The following is a 21,656-nucleotide window of genomic DNA, read 5'->3' on the forward strand; positions in this document are numbered from 1 at the left end:
CTGTACTGTCCCGAATTATTAAAAATGCAGATTATTTAACGTTTATCGCAAAATTTCCTGACGAAAGTGTGACAATTATTTGATTTTTTTCTACAGAATAAGCGTAAGAAGTCTTATCCAGCTTCTGTTTATTGATTGAAACAGCTGCAATATCGCTTGCAGGAAGATACACAATTGCAGAAGTATTTGCTGGAACAGTAATATTCCAAACCAAAGCCTTTTTATCTTTTTTCCAATCACTTTTAATTGTCCCGTAAATGGATTCGTATGAAGCGTTTACATAAGTTAATCCGGCGTTGAAATCTGGTTTCATGATAATTTGTTTGAAGCCTGGAGTTTCAGGATTACTTTTGATTCCTGCCATATTTTCGTAATACCAAATCAATAAATCGCCTAAAAGCATTACATGATTTTGCGAATTCATTGCGGGATCGGCAGTGTTTCCGTTCCATAATTCCCAAATGGTTGTGGCACCGTTTTCTACCATATACCCCCAGCTTGGATACGTTTTATTTGAAGCCAATTTGAAAGCCAAATCGCCACGTCCAAAATTGGTTAATGTTCGCATTAAAAACTGGGTTCCAATTACACCTGTACTTACATGACCATTTTTAGTCACTTCTACTTCATGCACTAAGTTTTCAAAAACTTTTTGTTGCAATTCTTCTGGAACCATTCCGAAAGTTAATGGCAGTAAATTGGCTGTTACGGTATTATTGGCGTAATTGTTTTTTGATGCATTAAAATATTTGGCATTGAATGCTTTTTTGATTCGCAAAGCCAATTCATCATAATGTTTAATATCATTTTGAGCATTGGCGATTACAGCAAATTTCTTCATGATATTTAAAAGCTGATAATAAAACGCACTCGAAATCAATTCACCATCAGTTAATCGAGAAGGATCTTTCGAACGAATTAACTCTAACGATTCTGGCGGAACACACCAGTCGCCGTATTTATCTTTGGTCATGATATCATCAACCAGATAGTTTTCTTCCATATAATCCATCCATTTTTTCATCGACGGATATTGTTTTTCTACTACTTTTTTATCTCCAAACTGTTGATACAACATATCTGCAACTGTAATATATGTTCCTGGCCAAGTTACGTTATCGCCATAATAACGCCAGAAAGCAGGTGCCACATCTGGAATTCCGCCATCAATAGTTTGAGCATTTTTAATATCATCTAACCATTTTGCATACAAAGTCTGATTATCGAATAAGAAACTTTCGCCGTAAGCTCCTGTTGTTCTGTCTCCCAACCAAGGCTGACGCTCATTCCTCTGTGGACAATCAATTGGCATTCCTTTATAATTCCCGCTGATTCCCCACCACGCATTTTTAAAAATCTGATTCATTATTGGGTTAGAAGAATCAAAAGTTCCCGTTGTCGCAATATCATCGTAAACGACTTTTCCGACGAAATTTTCTAAAGTCGCTTTGGTTTTGAAACCTGAAATTTCTACAAATCTAAATCCGTGAAAAATAAAACGAGGTTCCCAAACTTCTTCGCCTTCACCTTTTAAAGTATAAATATCTGTAGTTTTTGCATCACGTAGATTGGCAATGTATAATGAGCCATCTGGCTGAAGTGATTCAGCAAACTTCATGGTTATTTTATCGCCCGAATTTCCTTTTACTTTCAATTGCAACCAGCCCACCATATTTTGCCCCATATCTAAGATATAAGTTCCTTTGGGTGTCTGTTTGATTGAAATTGGCTTTACTTCGCGCTTAACCTTCATATTCGCCGACATCTGTCCTTCATAGAATCCGCCCGGTTCCTGCACATATTCTGCCGAAAGCCATTTTTTATCATTAAAATTAATGGTATTCCAGCCTTTCATTTCTTTACGTGCATCGTATTCTTCACCGTCATATTCGTTATTCGATAAAATCGGTCCGTCAGTTGTGATTTTCCAAGTATCATCGGTTCTGATTACGTCTTTACTCCCATCTGTATATTCTACAAACAACTGCAAAGCCATTTTAGGATAACCAAAAGTTTTAATTTTATAAGGTTTATAATCCTGACGCATGGTAAAAAAACGTCCGTTTCCTAAAATCGTTCCCAATGCATTTTTTCCTTCTTTCAATTGCAAAGTCACATCAAAAACATTGTATTTTACATTCTTCGTATAATCCGTAGGAACTGGTGCTAAAACCTGATCTCCAATTTTATTTCCGTTAATGTATAGCTCGTACAAGCCCATTCCCATGATATAAACCTTGGCACTTTTGACTTTCTTTTTCAAGTCGATTTCTTTTCTTAAATATCTTGCCGATAATCTTGAATACTGCGAAATACTATCTCCTGGAGACGTTTTTTCATATCCAATCCAGCGAGTTGATTTCCAGTCTGCATAAGTCAAAATTCCAATGCTGAAATGTGCTGCCTCTTTTGATTGAACTTCGCCTTTATTTGTAAAAACCGTTACTTTCCAATAAACGTCTTGTCGGTCTTTTAACTTTTTTCCGTTATAAATTATATTAACAGATTCATCGCTTGTTACTTTTCCGCTGTCCCATAAATCTCCGTTTCCAGCATTTAGTTTATCTAAAGATGAAGAAGCTAAAATTTGATAATGAGTTTGTTTTACATCGTTTACATCTGCTTTTATTTTCCAGCTCAATCTAGGCTGTAAAACATCGATTCCTTCCGGATTGGTGAGCATTTCGCATTTTAAATCGCTCACAATAATTTTGGTTTGGGCTTTCGCCGAAATTGTGAAAAGTGAAATGATTAAGGTAAGATGTAAAAAAAACTTTTTCATGATGTTATTTGAATCAATGTAAAGTCCCAGAGGGACGATATATTTATAGATTATATAATAGTTAGTTCAAAAGCCCCAGCGGGGCGACATAATTTCTATAGGTATCGCTCCGCTGGAGCTTTTTATCGTTTGGGTGTATATTTTGCTGTTGGGTTTAAAATTATTCAGAAACTAATTTCTCCAATTTATCAGAAACCGCAATTTCTTTCCCATTTTTAAAGATTCTAAAACCTTTTCCTTTTTTATATTTTTCTCCTGTTTTATCCCAAAGAATGGTAATAATATTGCCGTGATATAAAACATTATCCAAACAAAACCAATCCCATTTCTCTTGTGGAATCAACGGATTTACTTCAATCTTTTCATCAGCTCTCGGACGTAAACCAACCAAACCTGTAATCACTAAATCGTTGAAAGTCGAATGATTGTAATAACGGCTTCTTTCTCTGTCGCCCATTAACCAATACCCCGTTGTTTCGTCCAAATATTCGCCAAGATAAGGTTTCCCTCTGTAATATTGCGATTGCACATACAATTCCATTTGTTTGAAATAATCGGGTTTGGCTACAAAATTCTGATTGTAATTATTCAAAACATTCGCCAAAGCGGTTAACGTCTGCGAACTTGCAAATGGCCAAATCGCCCCGTCCCATTCGCAGGTTCCTGTTCCGTGTGTTCTAAATCTTGGACTTCTTCTTTCCGCCGTTGTTAAACCAAACGGAGCCGAAAATCCTTTTTCATCCTTAATCTGTTCCCAAGCCTTTTCAAACCCTTTTCCTTTTTCAGGAAGATTAAAATACCACGGAATAAATCCAATCGCTTCTCTAACTTGTGCTAATGTATCTTTTTCTGTGAAAGTTTCAAAGAACTCACTTTTCTTATTCCACAACTTCGTTTCTACTAATTGCTGTAAAACATCAGCTTTAGCTTTGAATTTTGCTTCAACATCTTTATCGCCTTTCAATTCAGCCATTTTAGAAATCGCTACAGCATTCCCGTACATATAACTGTTTATCGTTGGTCTCGCATTTTGCACTTTTCTTCCTCCGCTTAAAGATTCTTCCATTCCATCTTTCACATCATGCTGCCAGAACAAACCATCTTTGCGTTGGCGATCTTTTTCCCAAACGGCATAATCGGTAACCATATCTGGGTACAAATCCAATAAGAATTTTTCATCTTTATTCACCAAGTAACGATTGTATAAAGCATCGGCTGTCCAACTGCTAAATTTATACAATTTGTTCATCGGTTTTCCATCATTTCCTCGATACCAAAGTTTCACATCCTGCTCAATATATTTCGGATCATGAACCCATCTAAATTCGTTGATATGATGCCCCAAAGCACAACTGATCATATTGTATTTATCAGCATACGAACGATCTACCAAAAACTCTGTAATTGCAAATCCTTGTGGTGTATTTTTGATATGTTTACGAACGCTCCACCAACGGAAATAATAGATTTCCTCAAAATTTTGCTGCGGACATTCGAACAACGGAATATTCTTTTCCATCCAAGCCCAAGCACTATCATTCGGAATCGCAAACTTCAAGTTTTCATCTTCCATCGTGTTGAAATAATCCACATAATGTTTGAAGTTCTTTTCTTTTAAAATAAACGATTTTCCTTTTTGGGATTCTACTGCACCAGATTTACAACCGCTGTTTATACAAGCGATTACAATTGAAAGTGTTATTATTTTATGTTTGAAATTTGTCAACATTTAAAATTCAATCTTTTTAAAGTTAAACCATATAAGTAATATAAGTTCAATTAAGCTTTACTTTATATTTTCTTATATTACTTATATGGTTTTAAAATATTTTTAATTTCCAGTAAAAGTATACGTCTGCCCCGCTTTCATATTTACATCATAAATATTATAATTTGGCAATTGTACTTTAGGCAATTTTGCTTCATTAGAAATAATCGGTTTCTTTACTTCCACATCATAAAACAAAGCATTTGAGTTTTTTCCTTTTGCTTTTTTAAGCGAAGAACCTTTTAACGTATTTTCAACTTTCAATCTACAGTTTCCTCCTATTTTTGAGTAGATTTTCAGCTCCGAAACTTTGTTATTTTTCCATGTCATATCGATTACAAATCCGCCTCTGGCAACCAAACCTTTTATACTTCCATCTTTCCAAACCGTTGGTAAAGCAGGCAATAACTGAATCGCATCTTCCTGACTCTGCATCAGCATTTCGGCAAAACCAGCTGTGCATCCAAAGTTACCATCAATTTGAAACGGCTGATGCGCATCTAACATATTCGGATACGTTCCACCACCTTTTCTTTGGTCTGCTGTCACCAAATGCAATTGATCCTGAATCAATTTATAAGCATGATTTCCGTCTAACAATCTTGCCCATAAATTCACTTTCCAACCCATTGACCAGCCTGTTGATTCGTCAGTTCTGTAAATCAGCGATTGTTTAGCCGCTTCAAATAATTCAGGCGTTTTAATTGCCGAGATCTGATTACTCGGATACAATCCGTACAAATGTGAAACGTGTCTGTGATTGTCTTTCGGGTTATCCCAATCGTCCTGCCATTCCTGCAACTGATTGTGTTTTCCGACTTTCATTGGTGGCATTTTAGCTAAAGCATCGCTCACTTTTTTGGCATAAGCTGCATCTGGCGAAACCAATGCCGAAGCTTCGATGACATGTGTAAACAAATCAAAAACCAATTGATTGTCCATTGTTGTTCCTGATGCAATTGTTGCTTTCCCTGTTCCGCCTGCGTGTGTGTTTTCGGGAGAACTTGACGGAACAACCACTAAATATTTTGTGTTTGGATCTACCACCATAAAATCCAAAAAGAAATCAGCCGCACCTTTCATGATAGGATAAATTTCTGCCAAATACTTTTTATCTCCCGTATATAAATATCTTTCCCATAAATCCTGACAAACCCAAGCACCACCAGTTGGCCACATTCCCGAAGCTGCTGAATCTACCGGAGCGGTTACACGCCAGATATCAGTATTGTGGTGTAAAACCCAGCCATTTGCATTGTACATAGTTTTAGCTGTTTCAGCACCCGTTACCGCTAACTCTTTTGCCATCTGTACAAAAGGTTCGTGCATCTCTTGCAAGTTAGTTACTTGTGCCGGCCAATAATTCATTTCGGCATTGATGTTGGTCGTGTATTTACTATCCCAAGGCGGAGTGACCATATCGTTCCAAATTCCTTGTAAATTGGCTGGCTGTCCTCCTGGCTGTGAACTTGAAATTAAAAGATAACGCCCGAATTGGAAATACAACGAAGCCAATTGCGGATCAAATTGTTTCGAAAAATCTCGAATTCGTTCGTTTGTTGGTTTCTTCACCAAATCATTCGAACCTAGATCTAAAGCAACTCTGTTGAAGAATTTTTGGTAATAATCAACATGCGCTTTCTTTATCGTTTCAAAATCTTTTGTTTCTGCTTTCGCTAAATAATCTTTGCTTTTTGCTATTTCATCTCCTGAAATATCTTGATAGTTTTTGAAGTTCGTTGCAATCGAAATATACAAAGTCACTTCATCGGCTTTGTTGATGCTTAAAACCCCGTTGCTGGCATCGATTTCTCCGCCTTTATTTTTAGCAGTTAGTCTTCCCTGAAATTTTACTTTTCCTTTTACCCCTTCAAAGTTAGTTCCAACTCCCGAAAGTATAATCTGGTTTCCTTCTGTCGAAGCGACGGTTTTATCAATCGGACTGTTCATGAAAACGTTACACGTAATCTGTCCGGGCTGACTTGCAGAAAGTTTCACCACAATAACCTGATCTGAAAATGCGGTTAAAATTTCTCTAGTAAATTCAACGCCATTTACTTTGTATTTTACTTTTGCCGTAGCATTGCTGATGTCTAAATCACGATAATAATCCGTATATTTTTGATGTCCTGCGAATGAAATATAGACGCTTCCGAAAGTCTGATACGGCATTCCGTCATTGGTTTGCGACATAATATCCTGCGTAGCCAAATCCTGCGCTTCATCAAATTTTCCGTCAAAAATTAACTGACGAACAATTGGAAGTGCTTTAATTGATTTATTATGCGCATTGCTGTTTGGAGAGCCTGCCCAGATGGTTTCTTCGTTCAATTGTAAACGTTCTACAGCTGGATCGCCAAAAACCATGGCACCCAAACGTCCGTTACCTAATGGCAAAGCTTCGTTCCAGATTGCAGCTGGTTTGTCGTACCATAATTTTAGGTCACTTTGAGCTGTTGTTGTAAAGGAAAAAATTCCAAAACAGATTGCCGTTATTTTAATTTTTAACTTCATAGTATATATTTTTTTCAGCCACGAATTCACGAATTTACTCTAACTATTCTTTGCGCTTTATTTCTCTAATTTTATCGAAAAAGTTAATCCGATTAATTTTCAAAGTAAAAATTGCGTATCGTTTATAAAAAATAAATTCGTGAATTCGTGGCTATCACTTTTTAACTTCGTAAACTTTCAGATTTTTTTCTCCGAACATTTCATATAATTTGTTAATGTCTTTCAGTGCGTTTTTTGGCAGATTTTCAGCTTTGTTTCCAAAAACATATAATTTGTCATAAGATTCAATTACACAACTCGATTCGTCGATTTCGCCCTTTTCGTTCTTTACTTTATTCAAATCAAGATTTAAATATTTTGCCATAAACGGATACAACGCCATACGTTTCGAGATTCCGAAATCATGTCCTTCTTTTGCAAAATGAGCATTTTCGACTAAATCTTTCTTTCCATATAATTCATAGGTTCTTTGGATAAAAGGAAATTCCAATTCCGGAACTGCTAATGTCCAGTCTTTTCCATCAGAAACAATTAGTTGTGGCTTTGGAGCCATCATTGCTGAGATTTCGGCATTGTTTGTTCCGTTTCCGCATAAGTGAATGCCACGACCGCTTTCGCATGGACAACCGCCTGAAAAGTGAGAAGAAACCATTACAACTGGTGCTGAAACTTTCACTCTGTCATCAATTGCTGCTAAAAACATGGTATGCGAACCACCGCCAGAACCACCTGTAACACCAACTCTCGACATATCAGCATTCTTTACCGTTGCTAAATAGTCTAATAAACGAATTCCTGTAAGCAATTGAACTGTCGATGCAATACTATTTCTATGCGTTTCTTCAGGAAATTGCAATAATGATTCCCCCCAAGCAAATAAATCATAGCCTACAACAATTGCGCCCATTTTAGCCATCATTGCACAACGGTACTGCTCGTCTTTTCTATATCTTCCATCTCCGAAATGTCCGTCAGGAGTAATAATTACAGCTACCTTTTTATTAAACGGATACGGTTTGTAAATCGAACCAGTTGCATAAACGCCTGGCAGAATTTCCAATGCAATATTTTCGACACTATAATCTTTGTAAATTCTTTTTGGAGTTAAAAGTGGTTTAGATTTTGGTGTTGGGGGCGCCTTTTCTAATCCAAATGATTCAATCATACAAGCTTTTAACTCCGTTTTACGTTTTTCCCATTCTTCTTTAGTCGAATAAAGGCTTTCTAAATAGAACAAACGTTCTTTTCCTTTATCTACCGAAACTTTATGGTTTTCATACTTGCGTATGATGTAGGTTCCATCGGGTTGTTTGAAATACATCAATTCAAACGGCGCTAGAATATTAGTCAGCGAAAGTGGCAGATTTCCAGGTTCAATTCTCCAGTCGGCATAATCCAGTTCTTTTCCTTTTAATAAACCTCTATCATCGTTGATTGTGACATTAAAAAGAGTCTCTATTTTCTTTAAAGTCTCTGACACTGGTTTTCTAAAATTAGTATCAGAAGTGCTTTGCGCATTGGCAAATGTCAAAGCAAAAATGGAAACTAAGAATATGTATTTTATTTTTTTCATTATTACATTTTTTTGATTTGCCTCCTGCTTTAGCTGGAGGAAAACAAATTGATTTCTAAAATTGGCTTTAGCCGAACTTAGTTATTTGGCTAAAGCCCTGTGACTTGTATTATTTTGAACCTCCAGCTAAAGCAGGAGGCAATTAATTTTTTCTGTTTTTTTTCGAGTTTAATTACAATTCATAACTCATAACTCATAACTCATAACTCATAACTCATAACTCATAACTACAATTGGCATTCGATTGTATAAATTCCTGAACCAAGTTCTAACATCGGTTTCTTATCTTTTTCGTTATAACCTGCTCTAACTTTTTTATTATCAATTTTTATTTCTGATTTTTTAGCAACTGGCAATTTTACTGTCCCTGTTGTATTCACCGGAATTTGAACCGTCAAAATAAATTTGCCATCTTTCTTTTCCCAAGAAGAAGCAATTTTTCCGTAAACCGATTGATAATCCGCTTTTGCGAAAGTCATATCGCCAACTACTTCTGGCTGAATAAAAAAATGTTTGAAACCCGGTTTTTCAGGATCAGACATAATTCCACCTAAACTTTGGTAAAACCATTCCTCAATCTGACCTAACATAAAGTGATTCCAAGAATTTCCTTTTGTCGGATCCCATTGCTCCGTTAAAGTCGTCAAGCCAAATTTAATCTGAAAACCATAACCCGGAGCATCGTAATGATTGTGCATTCTGTACATCGTTTCGTTTTCGCCATTTCTTGCCAAAGTCTGGAATAAGTAACGATTTCCGACATCTCCCGTTGTTAAACGATCTCCTTTTTCTTTGATATCGGCTAATAAATTCTGCATTACTGCCTCTTTATACTGTGGTTCTACGATATCCATAAATATAGGAACGGCATTGCTAAACTGACTACTTGTTCCGTACTGTTTGGTTTCTTCGTTGAAAAATTCCTTGTTGAAAGCGGTCTTAATCTCTGAAGCCAATACATTGTATTTTTCAAAATCTTCCGTTTTACCCAATAATTTTGATGCTTTTGCCACTAAATAAGCTCCGTAATAATAGTGCGAAGTCGCAGAAAGCGCAATCGGACTATTTTTAGAATATCCTGCCGGATGCGTTCCGTAATCGTACCAATCGCCTAATCCGTGCGAAACAATATGGTTTGTCGCTTTCGTTCCTAAATAATCTACATAATTCTTCATTACAGGAAAATATTTCTCTAATAATGAAGCATCTCCGTAATATTCATAATACATCCAAGGCAGAATTACACCTGTGACTCCCCATTCTGGAGAATCGGTAAAATCACCTCCAAAAATGACATATTCAGGAACAATTGTCGGAATTAAACCATTTTCTCTTTGGGAATCAGAAATATTCTGCATGGTTGCAGGAAGGAAAGTCTGTAAGTTATAATTGAACATTAAACCCGGACCATTCAACTGAATTTCTTCCAGCCAGCCTAACTTTTCACGTTGCGGGCAATCGGTAAAAACACTTTGGAAATTACTTTTGATTGAATTGCTTATCAGCTCGTGCGTTTTATTAAAAATCTCATTCGAACAAGCGAAACTTCCCGCTTCTCCCGCCGAATTGTAAATGAAATTCGATTTTAAATCAACTAAAGTTGGAAGCTCTTTGTTTTTAGCTTCTTTATAATTGATGTTTTCAATTTGAACATATTGATAACCGTAGAAACTGAATTTTGGCGTCCATTCTTCAACTCCATCTCCTTTTAAAGTATAATCGTAATAGTATGGTTTTCCTGATCTTCCCTGAGCAATTGTGCCTTCTTCATTTAAACCTTCAGCAACCCAAACACGAATCGTTTGTCCTCTTTTTCCTTTTACTTTGATCGTTGGAAATCCTGAAAGATTCTGTCCCATATCAAAAACATAGAAATTTGGTTTCAGCTCTTTTACGGTTTTAACTTCGTATTGTTTCTGAATCGTAACTGGAGGTGCGGTCTGCGGTCTCAAAATTCCTTTTGGCGCTTCCTGAATGATCACTTTTTTCCAATCTCTATCTTTGAAACCTTTTCTGTTCCAACCTTTTTGTTCTAGATTGGCATTGTAATCTTCTCCTCCAAAAATGCTGTTATAGGTAATAGGACTTTTGCTGTATTTCCAAGTTCTATCTGATTTTATAATTTCTTCTGAACCATCATTATACTTAATTTTCATTTTGAAGAATAAAGTCGGTGAACCAAAACTCACGAAGAATTTAGTATATCGTTCGGCCAAAGTATTATACATTCCGTTTCCTAACAAAACACCAATTACGTTATCGCCTTTTTGAAATTCTTTTGCGCTTAACTCGTAAACATTATAATTAACCGTTTTATCATAATCTGTCCACAGAGGTGCAAACTGGCTGTTACCCACTTTTTTTCCGTTGATAGTCAATTCATAATGTCCTAAACCTGAAATATAAACGACAGCTTCTTTGACTGCTTTTTCAACTTCGAAAGGTTTACGCAACATTACACTTCTTCGTGCCAAGGAATCGGAAGCGTTGATAAACGAGTTCTTTTTTTCTCTATTGAAAGTGGCTGTGTGATAATTTCTTCCTTCTGGCAAATGGCTGTCGGCTTTGGTAATAGCACCAATCCAAGTCGGATTTAAATCTGATTCTAATGGAGCAGTTCTGAACGAAGCTGTTTTGCTCCATTTTGAAACTTTCCCTGACTGATTCCAAACTTTCACTTTCCAGAAATATTTGTTTTCGCTTTTTAATGGTTTTCCATTATAAACAATATGCAGGTTTTTGTCGGTATTAACTCTTCCCGTATTCCAAATATCTCCATCATCATTATTTAGTTTTTCTTCGGAGGAAGCTACTAAAATTAAATAAGCGACTTGTGACGCATCAGATTCTTTTGAAACTAATTGCCAACTTAATTTGGGCTGATTCTCCACAACTGCTAATGGGTTTTCAGCCATTTCTGTTGTTAAACGTACAGGTAAAATTTGTCCTTTAGAAACTACAGTTACTAGAAGACAAACGGCTAATAATATGCTTTTAAAAAACTTCACTTTTATACTTTTTTTTCGCCACGAATTCACGAATTTTCTCTAATTATTCTTTGCGTTTTATTTCTCTAATTTTTACCGAAAGTTTAATTCGATTAATTTATCACAAAAACTACGTAATTGATTATAAAAATAATTCGTGAATTCGTGGCTATTTCAACTTTTTACAACTTTTTAGTTATCAATGACTCGATATTGAATACTGCTTCTGGGATTAATTTTCCGGTTTGAGGCAGATCGTCGTAATCGTCTGTGTCTGGCGCTGTGTCTGGATTTGGCGAATGTCTCTGTTCTCCTGTACGAAACATAATTCGCTCGAAACCGTCTGTTGGCGCATAAAATATCTTCGTTGATTCTTTTCCATCGTTTACTTTTATAGTGTACTGACGGTTTTTAGCATCTAATTTAACTGTGATTGTATACGCTTTGTTTGCTTCGTATTTTGTAACCGAACTCAAACGCGCACCATTTTTTACCTTTAATTCTCCATCCGAATCAAAAATCAATCTTACCGATGGCAAACCTTGTTTATTTTGGAACTCGACCTGCAATAAACCATGATTGTTTTGTTCTGGTTTTACGGTGAAAACGGCTTCCAATTTTGCTGTAAATGGTATTACTCTTTCGGCACGTGAATAATCAAAATAATCCTGATCTCTTAACGTCAGCCATTTTTTACCATCAGCTTTCTTTTCAATTTTTGTTGATGCCCACGAAAGATCGTACGTATTCCATAATTTCAATTCTTCTCCATCTGGAAGTGCATTGAATACATCATTTGCTTGTTCTTTAACCTCTGAAGTTACAGGAACAGGAATAGATGCCACCCAAATATCCTCTTTATTTACACTATAACCAACCCAAATTTTTCCGTCTGGCGGAGTTCCATTCTTTTCTGTGATTCCACGAACGTATTGCGGACCTGCCGATTTGTAATTTCCGCCATAACGCATCGGACTTACTTCTCCGTGAACCAATAATAAATCTTTATAATTCAGTCCATCATCGCTTGTTGAAATTGCCAAAGGCCAGCGATATTCTGACGGATTATAAAGCGTCGCATAACGATTGTCTGATGTTTTTTGTCCCCAGATTTTAGCATTGCTGTTTACAAATCCTGGCGCACGTAATGGCATATAATCCCAAGATTTTCCGCCGTCTCTACTGATCGAAGTTAAAGCGTGTTTCCATAAACCTACTACATTTCCGTTTGGTAAATGGTAATAACTAAAGGCTTTGTACGGTTTCTGTAACGGAATCAATTCATCGTCACGATCGGCTTCTTCAACCCATTGCTGTAAAACCAATGGTTCTGATAAAATTTCTTCGCAGGCTTTTTTCAAACCTTTGTCTTTTGATGTGGTATAAAATGGGAATTTTGATTTCGATTTGTCCCAAGTTTTATTGTATCTAATGAAATAAATTTCGCCAAAACTTCCGTCTTTCTTGATTTCACGGATTACGCGTCCAATTCCTTTTCCGTCGTTTGGATCGTCCTTTTCATCCATTGCGATTCCGTAATACGCTAAAGCAAAAAGTCGGTTGTCTTTTGATGTATAAAAGCCCATTCTCTGGTGCATAATCGCATCCAGATTTTTGGCAACGCCTTCAACGCCTTCTTTTTTCCATCCGTCAGGAATTCTATAGATTGGAAAAATTACTTCTGGTTTTGTCCACATTACGCCATCTTTTGAAGTCATTAATAAAGTCTGACTCGGCGGAATATGTTCGCCTGATGGATCACTTAAATAATGCAGATAAAAAGTATTATTCCAATACGCCATCATCGGCTGATGGTTGTACGTCCATCCAAAACCATCCGCTTTTTCAGGATGTTCACGGCTGGCACGCATGATTTGCGTAGCGTGGACTCCAACTGCTGGACTCAACTGTCCGTGATGGTAATCGATGTTTGAAAGTGTTTTGCCAACATAACGCACAGTGTCGTTTTGTGCATTTACAGCCGTGCAAGCCAATACGATTGTGGCTGTGGTTATGATGTTGGTTTTTATTTTTTGGAAAGTAATCATTTTATATTTTTTTGTTTCACGCAGATTTAGCAGATTTTAGCTGATGTAAGCAGATTTTTTGATCTGCTTTTGATTAAAATAAAATCTGCCTCATCTGCTTTAATCATTTTAAATCTGCGTGAAATTTTTCTATCTATTTCTTTTCAATTAATCCCTTTAAAACGTCCGCAGAGATTGTTGTTATCGTTCCGTGTTTGTGTCCTTCTGGAAGGCTTATTTTGGATGATACATCTTCAAAATGAACAAAATCTGTTGTACTTAATGCTTTATAATTTTTTGAACCATAATTGTCATAATACAAAAGCCAATTTTTACTGACTTTCACTACCGTCTGGACCTTCTGATAAATATTCGGTTAAAGGCTCAGAACTTTTATTGAACGGAACCTAAAGGCGATTTTCCGAAGGCTACTTTTATGTTTCGCATGGGTCTTGTGTTGTCTTTCAAAACCAAAACATAATCTTTCTTTCCTTTTTTGACAATCACACAGTCAATTACGCTGAAACCTGGATCGTAATATAATTTTGTATCCGAAAAAGTTTTGAAATCTTTTGTCGTTACATAATACATTCTGTGGTTGTTTTTCTCTTCTTCCACTCCTTTTGAATATCTAAACGGAATTGTAGATGCCCAGATAATAATGTATTCTTTTTTGACATCATCATAAAAAATTTCCGGTGCCCAAACATTTACAACTTCTGGTTCGTTCTTCATGACTGGAATATATTGTTGTTCTGACCAATGAATTAAGTCTTTTGAACTTGCGTAACCAAAACCATTTCCACCTTTCCAATCCGTTGTCCAAACCATGTGATAGGTTCCGTCTGCACCTTTTGTGATGGACGGATCACGCATGATTTTGCTGGCTCCGATTTCGGGTTTTAAAAACGATCCTTCTAATCCTTTCCAGTTATAACCGTCTTCGCTGTACGCCAAATATAGACCTTCAGTTGCAGGCTCTCTAAACGACGTAAAAAGATATAAATCTTTCTTTTTCTGTCCATAAGTTATGGCAAAAAGTGAAAGGATTACTATGATGAATATTTTTTTCATGTTATGTTCCGTTTAAACTTTGTTAAAGTTTGAAACTTTGACAAAGTGGGCTCACCGATTTTTATTCTGTAATTGCTTTTTTATCTAAAGAAGCGCCTTTTTTGATTTTCGTTGTAACGTTGTTTAAAACATTATTTTTCAGGAAAATATTTTTAGTGTCTTTTCCATCGGCTTCAATAAAAATATCGGTTGGGTTGAATGGAAAATTATTGTTGATTAACGCATTCGAAACATTATCTAATTTAATAACCGGAACTCCTTTTATAGCTGTTGAAGATCCAACATTATCTAAAATGATATTTTTTGAATCGGAAATTTTGAAAGAAGAACCAACGGTTGAATTTACTTTTACATCATGAAATTCTAGATCTGTGGCCGTACTTACTGTAAAACCTTCTTTTCCGTCCATATTGATGTTTGAGAAAGTGATGTTTTGAATTGGCATTTCGGTAATTCCCAGAATCTGTCCAGCTTTGTTTACGTTTGAAGCCGTAATATTGCTCATGTGGATGTTCCTGAAAATTGGCGTTTTTTCGGTTACAGGTTCAACCTGAGTTCCTTTATCGTAGAAAAGACTCAAAACGATAGCTTCTTCTTTGATATTTTTCATGACGATATTATCGACGCGAATATCTTCTACAACTCCGCCTCTTCCGCGAGCTGACTTGATACGGATTCCGCGATCTGTTCCGTCAAAAACACAGTTGGATATTGTGATTTTTTTGATTCCACCCGACATTTCGCTACCAATAACCACTCCACCGTGACCGCTAAGCATTGTACAGTTTGTAATGGTTACGTTTTCTGTTGCTTTTCCGTATTTACGTCCGTCGCCGTCTCTTCCTGATTTGATGGTAATACAATCGTCTCCAACGCTGATATGGCAGTTTGAAATATGTACATTGGTACACGAAGAAGGATTAATCCCATCTGTATTTGGCGAATGTGGATTAAAAATCGAAATTCCAGTTACGGTTACATTATCACAGAATTCTGGGTTAATTGTCCAGAAAGGTGAATTTTGAAAGGTAACACCTTCGATTAAAATATTTTTGCAGTTGTAAGCCTGAAAGAAAGAAGGTCTGAAGAATTTCTTGTCAACCGTTCTTTTGTAATAGGGTTCTGTGTAAAGGCCTTTATTTTGCTCTTCCCACATGGTTTGGTATTTTGTTGGTGGCAAAGGCTCTTTTGCAGTTTCAATTCGGTATACTTCATTCCACCACGCTTTTCCTTGTCCGTCTATTATGCCTCTTCCTGTTATGGTAATATTTTCAACGTCTTTTGCATAAAATAAAGGTTGGAAACTCTTCATTACAATTCCTTCGTAACGCATTTCCACGTATGGCAGAAAATCATCAAAATTTTCTGAAAATTTCAAAAGCGCTCCTGAATCTAGATGAATCGTGATATTGCTTCTTAATGTAAGAGCTCCTGTTAAATATTCTCCAGCAGGAAAAAAGATCGTTCCTCCGCCGTTTTTAGATGCTTTTTCAATGGCATTTTGAATGGCTTGAGTACATTTTATTCCTTTGTTGTTTCCGCCTTCTTTTAAGATATTCAACCAGCCGTCGTTTGCGAAAGTGGTGTTTAATCCGAGAATGAAGCAGAGTGTTATTAGTATATTTTTCATAGTTGTGTTTTTGGTTTCACGCTCCCGATAGCTATCGGGATGGCAGATCAACGCAGATTTATATTTTAAAATATCTGCAGAATCTGCTTAAATCATTTTAAATCTGCGTGAAATATTTTATTCTCATTTTTGTCACCCTAAGCGAAGTCGAAGGACGCATGCAATATCAAATAATATGTTCAATCGTTGCGTTCCTTCGACTTCGCTCAGGAAGACAATTCTAGACTATTCTTATTTCGATCTCAAAATCAAAATCCAATCATTGCCATCTTCTCTTTTACCTTCTGGTTGAAAGTTTTGAGTTCCTTTATTATCAAATGTTCCGATTTTAGTTTTCTTTCCATTTCTTGGATTGTACCAAGTTGCTTCGAATTTATCTCCTGAAATTTTTCCTAGTTTTACTTCTATTATTCTTCCATTGTAAGTGTATAATAAAGCGTATTTTTCGCCTCTTATCGCTGGAATATAATCGTATTTCTCACCTTGATTCACCACTAAAGAAACATCTGGAGTTCCTTCTAAAAATGGTAATTCTTCCATTAATTTCTTAATATAAACCATTTGTTTTGCTCCAGGTGCATTGATGGCCGATGTCCATAATTCTTTGTTTCCGTAAGCTGGTTTGTCGCCTTTTCTGAACATCTGCATTACAGCGTTGTGTCCGTACGTATAACCTGCACCACCTGATAAAACCGACCAATATCCGTAACGGCGAACATCGCTTGCTGTCCATTTTGGCTGTAGAGTATCGTGTAAACCATGTGGAATTCCTTCATAAGATGGTTCTCCGTCAAGTGCTGGTTTTGTTGGTTTTAATTCGAAATCTCTTAGAACGAATTTGTAATTGTCTTCTTTGAAATTCGTTTTTGATGAATCCTGATCGTATCTTCTGTGTCCGGACTGGAACATATTGAAATCCAGCCATTTTTCGTTGTGGAAATTCTCTGAAGAATCGGTTCTTCCAAACGGGTGGAAAGTCACTAACTGATTTGGATTATTTGTTTTTAAAGTGTTTCCGATAGCATTCCAGATGTCCTGAAATTCGTTCCCGTGAGTATCTCCTCCGTTTAACCAAATTACGTTGGTTCTGTTTTTATATCGGTTAGCTAAGAACTGGGCATATTCAATTGCCTGTTCTTTGCTTACTTTATTTCCTTTTGAAACGTTGGTTCCCCAAACTGGAACCATGGCTAAATAAATTCCATTTTTCTGAGCCACGTCTAAAGTGTAATCTACATGATCCCAGTAATCGTATTGCTTTGCATCTTTGAAATCATTTCCCGCTGTAAGCAAAGGTTTTGAAACGTCTTCGTTAATTAAAGCGGTATCACCATACACGTTAACGGCATTGATGTTGTGCAAAACCATTACCTGAACGACATTAAATCCTTTGTCTTTTCTGTCTTTGAAATATTTCTCTACTCCTGCTCTGTCTAGTTTCCCGAATGCCAGCCAGCCTGTGTCGCCCAACCAGAAAAATGGTTTTTCGTTTTCGGTAACAAAATAATGCTGATTTTTAGATACTTTGATTTGAGGCAGAGATGCTTTTGTTTTGGCAGATTGCGAAAATCCGCTTTGTGCTGTAAACATAAAGCTTATACAAAGAGCGTATAAAGATTTAATTTTCAGATTCATTTTGGTTTGTTTTTGAATTTATGTTTTTTAGGTTTGTTTGCCACGAATTCACGAATTATTCTTTTTATAATCTTTATGTTTTATTTCACGCAGATTTTGCTGATTTTAGCTGATTTGCGCAGATCAGAATTTTAAAAAATCTGCTGAATCTGCTTAAATCTTTTTAAAATCTGCGTGAAATTTTTCTCTTGCAGATTTGGGTAATTAATCAGATTAATTCTTCTCAAAATTAATTCGTGAATTCGTGGCTATTAAACTTTTATTTTTTCACTATAAAAAGCACTTTTTCTTTTATTTCAACTTGTGGAATTGTCACTTGTTTTCCTCCGCTGATGTTGGCTTTTTTCGTTATATTTCCTGTTGTTGCGTTGATTGCAAATACTTCAAATGTTCCTTTTTCGTTTGCTAAATCGATTGTGATATCTTGGTCGTTTTTCAAGTAAAAAAGATAGCTTTTTCCTTTGTTTTCTAACTTCCAAAAATTGTCTGAAAACGTATTTCCGTCAACTAATTTCATTTCGCTTAAAGCGGCATAAAACTGTGATAATTCGATTTTTGGAATGTTTGGCAAGGAAGCTCCCGCCATTAAAGCTGGCCATCCAAATCTTGACGAACCATCTGTTGAATATAAAACGACTTTATCCGGATATTTTTCTCTGTATTCACGAACGGCGCGATAAACTTGATTGTCGGTTTCTTTTCCAGTTTTTAGTTTTCTGGCGTGTTGTCTTGGCGCTAAATTTACGCCTCCTTGTGGAGCATAAGCCGAACCATCTTCTTTGTAATACCAATAACGAATGTCGATTACATCAACGGTTTTATTTCTTTTAGTATCATTTAAAATAGCATCCTGAACGTCTTTTGTGGCGCTTAAACCAACTAAACCTTTTTTGCGTGTTTCGTCTTTCCACTTTTGGGCTTGGTCTAGCCAGAATTCCATAAAATGAAGCGGACCTGTATATTCGGCGCTTGTTAACTGAATTACGTTGCTGTTTTCTTGAAAGTTTTCAAATGATTTTCTGATGAAACCTTCGTGTAATTTTCTTCTTTGAGCATTCGTAATATCATAAAACTGCTCTGCCATAAAAATACGTTTGTCTCCTGCGTAAGGCGGTGGCTCAGGAAATCCTGTACTGTTGATATTATTTGCTGAACGCCAAGGTGAACTTGCCCAATGCGCTCCGGCTTCTAAAATATTATGCTGAAAATATTGCTGATTGATTAACAATTGTCCGTTTGGTTCTGCCAGCGTTGCAAACTGCGCTAAACGGCTCCAATACCAATCGTTGAATTTTGTTAAATCGTATTTACTCAAATGATCCCAAGCTAGATCTTGTCCGCTTCTGGCAAAAGGCTGTTCGTAAAATGGTGGCCATACATCAGCGTCGATTCGGCGAACACGTTCGTGATCGTCCATTCTTCTGTCATACCACAAACCATAATTGTGTTCTAAAGCAACGATATTGTTTTTAGTTAAATAATCTACTGTTTCCTGTACTTTATCGGTCAATCCGTTTCCAGTTCTTCCAGGTACAAAACGAGTAATGTGTGGTGTTGATTTGTTTACGAAATCATCGGTTAAATCGCCTCTCCACCATGCGACATTGGTTTGTTTTCCGGCAATTACTTTTCCTTCAAAAGTTAACCAGCCATTTTGAGTTGTTACTTTTGAATCTGATTTTTCTGTTTTATTTGAAGCAACTTTTAAATCGTTTGCATTTTTTAAACCTTTACTATCTGTATTAATCGGATTTGCTTTTGAAGCTTCTGCAATCAATTCTTGTAAACTTTTTGCCGTTGTAGCAGCGTTTTTAGTCAGTTCTGCAGCGACTTCGATACTTGGACTTGAAGAAGCTTCTGAACCTAAATCATAGATAAAAGGCTGAATTGGAAGTTTTCCTAATCTGGCTTCAAGTTGTGTGTAGAATAAACTTCTTGGACTGATATGTTCATTTACGTTTTTCCAATGTCCGTTTCCTCCAAATTGTCCCCAAACTCCAAAAGCCCAGTTTTGTGCTGTTGGCGGACTATAACATTCTACTTTTGATGCCGATGATTCCCAGATTACAGAATTCGCAGCTGTCCATCCTGCTCCTCTTCCGCCTTGTTCTCTGTTATTATAACTTAGTGCTTTTCCGTCGATATTGGCAATGTCAAATAAAACTCCTGTTGCCCAGCTTCCGATTGCACCGCTGTTTTCGAATGGTAAATGTGATTCGCACTGAACAAACGCATTTGGACCAGTTGTTCCGAATCCGCCTACAGCGAAATCATGATATCCAAATTCTGAATAACAACGTTGGAACAAAGTCTGCTGACCTTCGGTATAAAACGTATGTCTTCTGAATGAAGCGATTTCTGAAATTGGTTCTGTAGCGATACAATCTTCAACCGTAATTTGCTGACTTGTTTTTAAAACAGTAACGGCTCCACCTGCAAAATGTTTGAAATTCACTTGTTTTACCCAAGCATTTCTAGTGTTTTCAATGCTTATTCCCTGCCATCTATGTTCTTCGTCTTTTAAATTTGAAGGATTGTAGGTTGATTTTATTAAGATATTTTCAATTCCGTTATTTTCAGTTCTTCCTTGCCATGAATAAACGGTTAATTTTGAAGTTCCGAAAACATCATCCAAAGACATTGTGATTGGAGCATTTACAGTTACTTCGTTTCCGTTAATTTTGGTAACGACACGATTCCAAGTGGTAATCCAGTCTCCTTTTTTCCAGCCAATCCATGAAGTTTCTCCACCGAAATCCTGCATGTTTACTTCTTTAATGAAATTATCCGTTAAAGGTTTGCTGATTTCAATTTCGTCTCCAACCTTTAATTTTGAAGTATTTTTTAATTGGATTTTCTGAGTTCCAAGTGGTGTGTATGCGTTAGCGAATTCAAATGAATCTTTATACACTTTATCATTTACACCTAAAATTCTAATTAAAGCTTCTCTTTCTAAACCTGTTCCTAAAAGTACGGTTCCGTTTTCGGAATTTCCGCTTCCTCTTAAAACTACTCCTGATTTTCTAATGTATAAAGTTCCGCTGATTTTGAAAATTCCTTTGTCTAACAAAACTGCTCCACGAAATCCTGATTTGTCAGGTTTTAATGCACTGACATAATCAATTGCGTTTTGGATTTTCTGCGTTGCATCTTCATCTTGTATAGAAACAAAAATTTTGTTGTCTAGATTCGGAATGGCAACTTCTGAGTTTCTGTATCCTGCAAAAGAAAAATCAGGGATTTGATTTCCTTGATTATCTGCTGTAAAAGAAAGTTTTCCTTCTTTGGTTTTGATGATATCTGGGAAATTGTTTTGGGCTGTGATGTTTATACTGAAAAGCATCGCCAAACCAGACAAAACTATTTTATCTTTTTGAAGGGAGATTGTATTTTTTAAATGGATAAAATTCACCTTATTATTTTTTTAGACTTTAAAATTAAACCATATGAGTAATATATGCTCATATAATTTTTAGGTTTGTCTTTATATTTTAAATTTCCACAATCTTGTCATTTCGACGAAGGAGAAATCTTCGTTGCTAAATCGACAAAGATTGATATACTTTACGGAGTTTCTTGTGGAGATTTGCTTCGCCTATTCGCTATCGCTCGGGTCTCCTTCGTCGAAATGACAAACTAGATGGATATTCTTTGTGTTATTAAACC

11 protein-coding genes are annotated in these 21,656 nt (G+C 36.3%); all 11 read right to left on the bottom strand.

The window, feature by feature from the left end; genetic code table 11:
* Nucleotides 1-31: 31 nt before the first annotated feature.
* On the bottom strand, nt 32-2,782 hold the full coding sequence (locus ACPWTF_RS01905) for a glycoside hydrolase family 78 protein (RefSeq protein ID WP_427874161.1): 2,751 nt from the start codon (nt 2,780-2,782) through the stop codon (nt 32-34).
* Between the two features lie 160 nt (nt 2,783-2,942).
* Nucleotides 2,943-4,511 carry an MGH1-like glycoside hydrolase domain-containing protein gene (locus ACPWTF_RS01910; RefSeq protein WP_427874162.1) on the bottom strand — a complete coding sequence of 523 codons (1,569 nt, stop codon included), beginning with the start codon at nt 4,509-4,511 and terminating at the stop codon, nt 2,943-2,945.
* Between the two features lie 102 nt (nt 4,512-4,613).
* Entirely contained in the window at nt 4,614-7,064 is a 2,451-nt protein-coding gene (locus tag ACPWTF_RS01915) for a glycoside hydrolase family 95 protein (protein ID WP_427874163.1), read from the bottom strand.
* A gap of 154 nt (nt 7,065-7,218) precedes the next feature.
* Entirely contained in the window at nt 7,219-8,637 is a 1,419-nt protein-coding gene (locus tag ACPWTF_RS01920; RefSeq protein WP_427874164.1) for an acetylxylan esterase, read from the bottom strand.
* A gap of 227 nt (nt 8,638-8,864) precedes the next feature.
* Nucleotides 8,865-11,645: a glycoside hydrolase family 78 protein gene (locus ACPWTF_RS01925; protein ID WP_427874165.1), complete on the bottom strand. Its 2,781-nt coding sequence runs from the start codon at nt 11,643-11,645 to the stop codon at nt 8,865-8,867.
* A gap of 161 nt (nt 11,646-11,806) precedes the next feature.
* Complete coding sequence (locus ACPWTF_RS01930) at nt 11,807-13,672, bottom strand: six-hairpin glycosidase (RefSeq protein WP_427874166.1); 1,866 nt, start codon at nt 13,670-13,672, stop codon at nt 11,807-11,809.
* 133 nt (nt 13,673-13,805) lie between these two features.
* Nucleotides 13,806-13,997 carry a hypothetical protein gene (locus ACPWTF_RS01935; RefSeq protein WP_427874167.1) on the bottom strand — a complete coding sequence of 64 codons (192 nt, stop codon included), beginning with the start codon at nt 13,995-13,997 and terminating at the stop codon, nt 13,806-13,808.
* Nucleotides 13,998-14,044: 47 nt separating this feature from the next.
* Nucleotides 14,045-14,725, bottom strand: coding sequence for a glycoside hydrolase family 43 protein (locus ACPWTF_RS01940; protein WP_427874168.1), 681 nt, complete (start codon nt 14,723-14,725; stop codon nt 14,045-14,047).
* Between the two features lie 61 nt (nt 14,726-14,786).
* The gene (locus ACPWTF_RS01945; protein ID WP_427874169.1) at nt 14,787-16,355 is read right to left on the bottom strand and encodes a glycoside hydrolase family 28 protein; all 1,569 of its coding nucleotides are present in this window, start codon (nt 16,353-16,355) and stop codon (nt 14,787-14,789) included.
* Between the two features lie 231 nt (nt 16,356-16,586).
* Nucleotides 16,587-17,990: a glycoside hydrolase family 140 protein gene (locus tag ACPWTF_RS01950; protein ID WP_427874170.1), complete on the bottom strand. Its 1,404-nt coding sequence runs from the start codon at nt 17,988-17,990 to the stop codon at nt 16,587-16,589.
* Nucleotides 17,991-18,249: 259 nt separating this feature from the next.
* Nucleotides 18,250-21,402 carry a DUF6298 domain-containing protein gene (locus ACPWTF_RS01955; protein WP_427874171.1) on the bottom strand — a complete coding sequence of 1,051 codons (3,153 nt, stop codon included), beginning with the start codon at nt 21,400-21,402 and terminating at the stop codon, nt 18,250-18,252.
* Nucleotides 21,403-21,656: the final 254 nt, after the last annotated feature.

Origin of the sequence: Flavobacterium sp. MMS24-S5, from assembly GCF_050320125.1 — a bacterium.
Taxonomy (GTDB): Bacteria; Bacteroidota; Bacteroidia; order Flavobacteriales; family Flavobacteriaceae; genus Flavobacterium; species Flavobacterium tyrosinilyticum.